The sequence below is a fragment of the Salinicola sp. genome (assembly GCF_982684285.1).
The window spans coordinates 1-8,051 of sequence record NZ_CEXLVS010000190.1; the positions used below are offsets into that span (position 1 = coordinate 1).

8 protein-coding genes are annotated in these 8,051 nt (G+C 56.6%); all 8 read left to right on the forward strand.

The window, feature by feature from the left end:
- Positions 1–2,042, forward strand: a 2,042-nt coding sequence (locus AC3AYF_RS15235) for a conjugative transfer ATPase (protein ID WP_295040503.1), incomplete at its 5' end; no start/stop codon positions are given.
- Positions 2,035–2,589: a DUF2726 domain-containing protein gene (locus AC3AYF_RS15240; RefSeq protein ID WP_295040505.1), complete on the forward strand. Its 555-nt coding sequence runs from the start codon at positions 2,035–2,037 to the stop codon at positions 2,587–2,589. The genes AC3AYF_RS15235 and AC3AYF_RS15240, both read left to right, overlap by 8 nt.
- The gene (locus AC3AYF_RS15245; protein WP_295040506.1) at positions 2,559–3,221 is read left to right on the forward strand and encodes a hypothetical protein; all 663 of its coding nucleotides are present in this window, start codon (positions 2,559–2,561) and stop codon (positions 3,219–3,221) included. The genes AC3AYF_RS15240 and AC3AYF_RS15245 overlap by 31 nt, the downstream gene beginning before the upstream one ends.
- Complete coding sequence (locus AC3AYF_RS15250) at positions 3,218–4,003, forward strand: DsbC family protein (protein WP_487779941.1); 786 nt, start codon at positions 3,218–3,220, stop codon at positions 4,001–4,003. The genes AC3AYF_RS15245 and AC3AYF_RS15250 overlap by 4 nt, the downstream gene beginning before the upstream one ends.
- A gap of 125 nt (positions 4,004–4,128) precedes the next feature.
- Entirely contained in the window at positions 4,129–5,574 is a 1,446-nt protein-coding gene (locus AC3AYF_RS15255) for a hypothetical protein (protein ID WP_295040510.1), read from the forward strand.
- 25 nt (positions 5,575–5,599) lie between these two features.
- Positions 5,600–6,484: a DNA adenine methylase gene (locus AC3AYF_RS15260; RefSeq protein ID WP_295040511.1), complete on the forward strand. Its 885-nt coding sequence runs from the start codon at positions 5,600–5,602 to the stop codon at positions 6,482–6,484.
- A gap of 114 nt (positions 6,485–6,598) precedes the next feature.
- Entirely contained in the window at positions 6,599–7,027 is a 429-nt protein-coding gene (locus AC3AYF_RS15265) for a TIGR03757 family integrating conjugative element protein (RefSeq protein WP_295040512.1), read from the forward strand.
- Positions 7,024–7,977 carry a TIGR03756 family integrating conjugative element protein gene (locus tag AC3AYF_RS15270; RefSeq protein WP_487779942.1) on the forward strand — a complete coding sequence of 318 codons (954 nt, stop codon included), beginning with the start codon at positions 7,024–7,026 and terminating at the stop codon, positions 7,975–7,977. Before AC3AYF_RS15265 ends, AC3AYF_RS15270 begins: the two co-directional genes overlap by 4 nt.
- Positions 7,978–8,051: the final 74 nt, after the last annotated feature.

The following is an 8,051-nucleotide window of genomic DNA, read 5'->3' on the forward strand; positions in this document are numbered from 1 at the left end:
TTGCCGAGGGGATGCTGGCCAGTTCGCCGCGAGCGGATGCCGAATCCGGCCTCTGGTATTTCGACGGCGAGCCCCAGCGCGTCATTCCGGTCGAGGAGTTGCGCAAGGTACCCAAGGTGGGCCATCTGACCGCCGAGATTTCGCGTGGACAGACATCGATTCGTAACGCCACCTTCGACGTGTTGCCACTGGGTGTCGAGGCCTGCATGACGATCGTGGCCATTCCTCAGGAGCCGCTGGAGAGCCACATCGATCAGTTGGCCAAGAAAGCGGTCGGCGATAGCGTCCTGGCCGGAAACGTGCGCGAGGATTGCCAGCAGGCCCGAAAGTTTCTCGGCAAGGATCACAAGATGTACCAGTCGGCCCTGGCGTTCTTCGTCAGCGGTTGCGACGAGGCCGATCTGGACAGGCGCGTCATGGACCTGACCACACAGCTCAGCACCGCCGATCTCAAGCCGGTCGAGCCCGAAAACGAGGTGGCCGCGCTCAACACCTATCTGCGCTGGCTGCCGATGAACTTCGATCCCGAGATCGATCGCAATAACCGCTGGTATACCCGATTCAACTTCGTGCAGCATCTGGCCAACCTGGCGCCGCTCTACGGGCGTGCCCGGGGAACGGGCCATCCCGGTATCAGCTTCTTCAATCGAGGGGGCGAGTCACTGACGTTCGACCCACTCAATAAGCTCGATCGCAAGCAGAACGCCCATATGTTCGTGTTCGGCCCAACCGGTGCCGGCAAGTCGGCGACGCTCAACTCGATGCTGGGGCAGGTGGTCGCCATGCGCCGGCCGCGTCTGTTCATTATCGAGAAGGGCAATTCCTTTGGCCTGTTGGCCGACTATTTCGAGCGCATGGGCCTATCGGTCAATAAGGTCAAGCTCGCTCCGGGGGCGAATGCCAGGCTGCCGCCGTTCGCGGAGGCCCACCGCCTGCTCGATCCCGAGATGCGCGAGCGCCGCGTCGTTCGTGATCGGCAGGACTTCGGCGAGTCACCAGACGATCCCGCAGCCACCCCGGATGACCTGCTCGAGGCGATCGGCACGGACGAATCCGACGATGATGACGTCGAGCGAGACCTGTTGGGCGAGATGGAGATGATGGCGCGCCTGATGATCACCGGCGGCGACCCCAAGGAGGAGGCTGACTACCGGCGTGCCGACAACCGGATGGTGCGTGATGCGGTGATGATAGCCGCCGAGAAGTCCTTCGAGGAGGGGCGCCAGTGCCTGTCCGAGGACGTTCGCCAGGCGTTCTACACGCTCTCCCGGGACGAGAATCTGCCAGACGGTCGCCGGGACCGCGCCTACATGATGGGCGAGGGGATCGGCATGTTCTGTGACGGATTCGACGGTCAAGTCTTCAACCAACCGGGCGAAGCCTGGCCGGAGTGCGACGTCACCATCATTGATCTGGCGCACTACGCCAACCCGGGTTACGAGGCGCAGTTGGCCCTGTCGGTGATGTCGATTACCAACATGATCACCACCATGGCCGAGCGAGACCAGTACAGCGGCCGTCCCATCATTCAGGTCATCGACGAGTGTCACCTGTTGACCGCCAACCCGCTGCTCGCGCCGTTTCTCGTCGGCGTGGCCAAAATGGGGCGCAAGCTCGCCCACTGGCTCTGGCTCGCGACCCAGAACGTAAAGGACTTTCCGGACGTCTCGGCCAAGATGCTCAACATGATGGAGTGGTGGCTGTTGCTCAACATGCCGCCCAACGAGATCGCCGAAGTCAGCCGATTCAAGACGCTGACCCAAGATCAGCGCCTGCTGGTCGAGTCCGCGACCAAGGCCTCGGGCAAGTACACCGAGGGTGTGGTGCTGGGTGGGAGACTTCAGTCGCTGTTCCGTGTCGTGCCGCCGAGCCTTTACCTCTCCCTGGCCGGTACCGAGCCGGAGGAGAAAGCGGAGCGCGCCGAGATCATGTGCGAGCACGGCTGCTCCGAACTCGACGCGGCCATCAAGGTAGCCGAGAAGCTGGATCGGCTACGCGGGCTGGAAACAATATCGCCGTTGGGGGAGTCGGCACATGGCTGATGCGTTGCTCTTCACCTCGGCGGTGCTGGTGATCGTCGGATTCTCGCTGTGGCAGCTCAAGCGCCTGGTATCGGGACGGGGACGATACCCCTACATCGCCCAGGGACGACTCAACACGGCCACTGAGCAGGCGTTCTATGCCGCCGTCCAGCGTGCCGTTGGCTCGACGGCCTTGCTCGCCTGCAAGGTGCGGATCGCCGACGTACTCCAGGTACGCTTTCGCAAGCGTCACGGTCGCGACCAGCGGTGGTGGCGCTACTTCCGCCTGATCAGCTCAAAGCACGTCGATCTCGTGGTGTGCGAGCCACGCGGTGGGCGCATCCTCGCCGCGATCGAACTCGATGACCGCAGTTATCGCCGTCGTGATCGTAAGCGACGTGATCGTTTCGTTGACGACGCCTTCGCGTCGGCGGGCGTGCCGCTGTTGCGTTTCCCGGCCAGCGGTCGCTATGACGCGCGGCAGATTCAGGAGCGTCTGATGCCTTACCTCACGACCCCGAAAGAAGGATCGGTTACATGCCACAACTCCAGATCGACGACGCGGTGAGCACGATGAACCTCGACGCGAGAGCGCGCACGCTGCATCTACTCCCGGTCCTGCAGGTCGATCCCTTCGATGGTGTCGCGCTCGAGGACATCACCCTATCGGTATCGGTGAGCTGGCTCGATGCTCCCGTCATTCCCACGACGGGCTGGACTATCCGTCAGCCTTACCCCAACAGGCTCTATTTCGTGGGCGGATCCGAGAGCTGCCACCTGGGTCACTTCATCGTGCTGCCGGACGGGCAGCAGGCCGGTGAAGTCACCTTCCATTGGACTGTGAACGTGTCGGCATTAGCTCCCGGACATTTCCAGATCACGCACCGGCTCGATCTGGCGTTCGACGAAGGGGAAGGGCGTACCTGGTCGATGGATGTTGCCAACTGGTGGTGCCACAGCGAGTTTGCCACCGAAGGGCACGCGACACCCGAGATCGGACGCAATCGATTCTCCCGACTCAAGCGGCAGGGGATTTCGCCGACCCGGCGTGCGCACGTCAGCGAGGCGCTGCGGGACGGATGTCGCTATCTCGACATCCACGAGTCCCTCTCATTGCCAGCGATCACCCTGAATGACTGCTGGACCCTCGAGACCTATGGCGGAAACGCCGTTACCGACTGCCTGGAGGCGCTGCGATGAAACCACTCACCCTGTTGTGCGCGGCCGGCCTTGGCTTGATGACGTCGGTGCCGGCACTGGCGACCGAAATCCCGGTCACTGACGTCCCGGATACGGCTCCTCCTGCGGCGCTGCAGAACCTGACGATCAACGGTCAGTCCGTCACGGCGGAATCGATCCGGCAGGTCGATCTCAAGGGGCCAGTCTATGAGGTCCGGCTGCGCAATGGTGATACGTTCTACAGCGATGCCGATGGCCGTCACATGGTCGTGGGCAGTCTTTACGACAACGGTCCCGACGGGCTCGTCAACGTCACCGAACAGCACGACCGCCAGGATCGGCTGGACCAGCTGGATGCCATTCCGGACGGAGGCACGGTGGACTATCCCGCCCAGGGCAAGGAGATCGGGCGTATCACCGTCTTCACCGATACGACCTGTCCCTATTGTCAGAGGCTGCATCAGGATATCGAACAGTTGACGGCGGCCGGCATTGCCGTGCGCTACGTGCCGTTTCCTCGTGCCGGCGCTCACTCACAGGCGGCCAATCAGTTGGCTCAGGTGCTTTGTTCAGAGTCACCCACCGATGCCATGACCCGTGCGTTTCATGGCGAAGCTCTTGCCTCCAGACCGTCGAAGAGTTGTCAGCCAGCCGTTGATGAAGGTTTTGCGCTGGGACAGCAGTTCGGGGTGCAAGGGACACACTCAATCGTGCTCCCCAATGGCGAGATGGGCGAGGGCTACGTGCCGGCGCGACAGCTGATTGCAACCGTCAAAAACCTGTCATCAAGTGATAACCTCTAGTACCTTATGCCTGTCATTTGACTACGCAGAGATGTAGATAACCCGCTACTGCGAGAGCTTTTATAACATCGAAGAGTCTGATGGGGACGGGCAGGGTAATGAAGAGAGATATAAGATCGATTCCGTTGGAGTTAATCAAGCTGGACCAAGAAAATGTTCGCTTTGGTGGCGATGTGGCCCAAAACCAGAGGGAGGCTATTGAGTTGCTGATGGCTGACCCGAACGATGCGAAAAAGCTTTTAAGGCTGACCGAGCACATCTCATTAAATGGTCTGGACCCAACCGAGCTACAGCTTGTTACACCTCAAGGAATAGATGGTGAATTTATTGTTCTTGAAGGAAATCGACGATTAACTGCTTTGAAGCTGCTTCAGAAGCCGGACCTTTGCCCTGATGAATCCTTGATCAAGAGTTTCTTGGCAATTCGGGCGAAGATGGAAGATGAAGCGCCCCGGGAAATTGAGTGTAGTGTTGTTGCTTCAAGAGAAGATGGTGATGTTTGGCTTGAGATAAAACACACTGGCGAAAATGGTGGAGTTGGTAGAGTTGGTTGGGATCCAGATATCAGAGATGAGAGAAGAGCACGGCAGACTGGAGTTGAGTCAGTCGGAAGGCAGATCAGAAAATTAATGGAGCAGCATGCATTTCTGTTTGAGGATAAGGCTTTGCATGATGTTAGGCATATACATGTCACTACTTTAACTCGATTGTTTTCTTCAAAGCCCGCTCAAGAAACGCTTGGCTTGAAATTAGAAAACAAAGTTATAATTCCTCAATACGAGATGAGATTGATCTCTCCCTCTTTGTCTTTTGTTGTGTCGATGTTTGTTGATCATGGATATAACGTCAATGATGTTCGTGCTAATGAAGATCGGAAGAAATTTCTAAGCCATATTCCACCAGAGTTGTTGCCAAAGACAATTTTTCTTTCGCTGGATAATTCGGCTGCATCAGGGTACGCGCCGCCCATGGAGCCAAATAGCCAACCCGGTGGTGCACTTGGGGCGGGCTCAAATCCGGAGGTGAGTCAAGGCAATGCAGATGCTGATTCTGGACAAGACCAAAAAGCCTCAAATGATGGAAAAATTAAAACAAGGGCGAAGCCTTCTTCTAATGCAAGAAAATATTTAGTGCCATGGTCTTTGAATATAAGCAATGGTAGAATAAATGAAATTTATAGGGAGCTGCGTTCAAAGCTGGAAGTTGAGAAAGTGGTCAATGCTACTGCTATAACTTTTAGGGTGTTTTTAGAGCTCACATGCGATGATTTTCGAAAAAGCTTGGAAAATCAAGGGGTTGCTCTCTTGAGGGCGGATAACGCTAAACCTCTTGCTGCCGATGCAAATTTGGCCGTCAAGATATGTGCAGTAAATCAATATTTGTTAAATGAAGGGTTAATCAGTGCAGGTCAAGGGAAGACGATTGCTAAGCGTGCTAGCTCTAAGGATACGATAGGCTCTGTCGATCACTTGAATCAGTTTGTCCATGATGTCACTACCTCTCCACTAGCCTCTGAGTTAAAGGGAGTTGCTGACGAATACAGGCCGCTCTTGGAATCAGTTTGGCGGTAACCTTCTCTAGGTGAAGGAGTTTTAAATGTCGGCGCGTAGCTTTGCCACGCCTTTGAGATATCCAGGCGGAAAAGGGAAGTTTTCAAAGTTCGTAAAAGCTGTTTTCGAGTCAAATGAGTTGTTGGATGGTCATTATGTTGAGCCTTACGCTGGAGGTGCGGGCGTTGCTCTAGAATTGCTTTTTCATGAGTATGCCTCATATATTCATATAAATGATGTTGATCAGGCTGTGTACTCATTTTGGCATTCAGCAGTCAATCATACCGAGGAACTCTGCGAAAGGATTATGGAAGTGCCGGTTAATATGGATAGCTGGTACCACCAGAAATCAATTCTCGATTGTCCCGATGGATATACATCTATAGAAATTGCCTTAGCAGCATTTTTCCTAAACAGAACTAACCGGTCAGGGATATTGAAGGCTGGGGTTATTGGAGGGAAATCTCAGTCGGGCAAATGGAAACTCGATGCTAGATTTAACAAGCTTGATCTTGTTGATAGGATAAAACTAATTGGGCGTTTTCGAAATAGAATATATGTTTACAACATGGATGCTGTCAGTTTTCTTGAGGAAAGGGTTTCTGCATTGCCATTAAACCGTTTGGTCTATTTGGATCCTCCGTATTACGACAAAGGTTCTGAGCTATATAGAAATTTCTATACCCATGATGATCACGTTTTAATTGAGAGGACCTTGAGAAATCTAGAAGGTCCATGGATCGTCTCTTATGATGATGTTGCTCAAATAAGAGAAATTTATTCCGATTACCTTCAGGATCAATATTCGCTTAGTTATACCGCTCAAGATAAAAAAAGAGGATCTGAAGTGATGATTTATGGGCCCGGGGTGGCTCCTCCTGATCCAATCTACTCTTTGAAGCCAAACCAAAGGTCTGCTGTTAAAGTTTGAATGTGCTTCGTTGCGATGAAAAGAAACCCTATCGGATCGGCTTAACATTCTCTACTGCCTCCCAGGCTCCCACCCGGTACACCTGTCCGCTGATACCGTCGTGGGAGCCCATCCATGTCCTTCGCCCATCAGCTGCGGCCGTGCGCCGCGCTGCTATCGCTCTGCCTGCTGGCCTGGAGTCACATTGCCGTCGCCGGCGTTGAAGTGTTCACGACTGCCGGTGAACCGGTCGTCAACGTGCCGGCATCCGCTGCCGTGGTCGAGCTGGATGCACCGGCTCGCCTCGACGCGCGACTCTCGCAGGATCTTCCCGCTGCCCCGTCCCGCGCGAAGCAGATGCTGCAATCGCGCATGAACGATCCCGAATGGCAGCGAGCGCTCAAGGACTTCGGGCGGCTCTACCAAGACGTGGCCCGTGCCTGGATGCTGGGCATCGAGAAGGTGCCGGCAGTCGTCGTTGATAGCCAGTACGTGGTGTACGGCGAGCCGGACGTCGGCCGCGCGCTCGAGGAGATCGAGCAGGCGAGGGGAGATCAACAATGACTCGTTCCCTCACCACGCTGCCGGTGGCGGTTGCCTTTGCACTGCTGGTCGGGCTGGCCAGTATGACGAGCGCACCGCGCGCGCAGGCGATTACTACTCCGGAGATTCTTCCGTCATCGATGAGCACCCAGTGCCTCGACTACCAGATTATCGGGGTGTGCGCCTGGCTCTACTGTTCGGCCTGGGGCTGCACGGTACGCACTTCGGTTCGCGTGAAGCACTACATCCCTGAGCTGGTCGTTAGTGCTTACGAGAACACTGGCGACAATCCCTGGACCGAGATCGCGATGCTTTCACCCCCCACGGGCGATGCCCTGGGGGGCGGATCCGCACGCGAGTCAGTCGCGCAGCAGCATTCGAACACGCATTTCAAGAATGTCGACGCGATCGGCCATCCCTCTGAGCTGTTCTACCAGTTCGCCAGCGGCTTCGGCTGGTTCTGCGAAAGCAATTCACAACCGCTCATGCCCTACTTCATCTCCACGCTCGATGCGCTGGCCTGGCGTTCGGGGGTGCCAGAGATGGCCTACCCCGAGGCACTGACCCCGGGGATGCGCGAGATGGGCGCTGTGGGCGATCTATGGAGCCCGATCTACCCGCGCAGCGGCTTCGCCTCCCAGACCCACGACTACAAGGTCGCCGCAACGGCGGCGCAGCGTGCCGCCGACGTCGTGACCCGCAGCGGCCAGCCTCATGTTTATCAGCCACTCATCGCCCGAGATTCGGAGAGCAGCGGCATCTGGGGGCCGGATCCAGTCAAGGAAGGCGATCCCGAGACTCATGAATGGCAGGAGCTGGCCCCCAACATGCGCATGTCCTGCTCGATTTTCCCCGACGGCGGCGAGAACGATCAGCTGCAGGATCCGGGCGACTACGCCTGGGCGCTGTGGCGGCCCTATCGCTGTTGCAAGAAACGGGGCCAGGAACTGCTGTACTTCACCGGAGAGTAAGCCATGAAACGAACCCTACTTCCGCTGACCCTCTCGGTGGCCCTGGTGACGCCGATGCTGGCTCAGGCGCAATC

What these genes read in the sequence shown, in the direction of transcription:
- AC3AYF_RS15245 (WP_295040506.1), top strand. Translation starts at nt 2,559, where the DNA reads ATGCCACAACTCCAGATCGACGACGCGGTGAGCACGATGAACCTCGAC.
- AC3AYF_RS15240 (WP_295040505.1), top strand. Translation starts at nt 2,035, where the DNA reads ATGGCTGATGCGTTGCTCTTCACCTCGGCGGTGCTGGTGATCGTCGGA.
- AC3AYF_RS15265 (WP_295040512.1), top strand. Translation starts at nt 6,599, where the DNA reads ATGTCCTTCGCCCATCAGCTGCGGCCGTGCGCCGCGCTGCTATCGCTC.
- AC3AYF_RS15270 (WP_487779942.1), top strand. Translation starts at nt 7,024, where the DNA reads ATGACTCGTTCCCTCACCACGCTGCCGGTGGCGGTTGCCTTTGCACTG.
- AC3AYF_RS15260 (WP_295040511.1), top strand. Translation starts at nt 5,600, where the DNA reads ATGTCGGCGCGTAGCTTTGCCACGCCTTTGAGATATCCAGGCGGAAAA.
- AC3AYF_RS15250 (WP_487779941.1), top strand. Translation starts at nt 3,218, where the DNA reads ATGAAACCACTCACCCTGTTGTGCGCGGCCGGCCTTGGCTTGATGACG.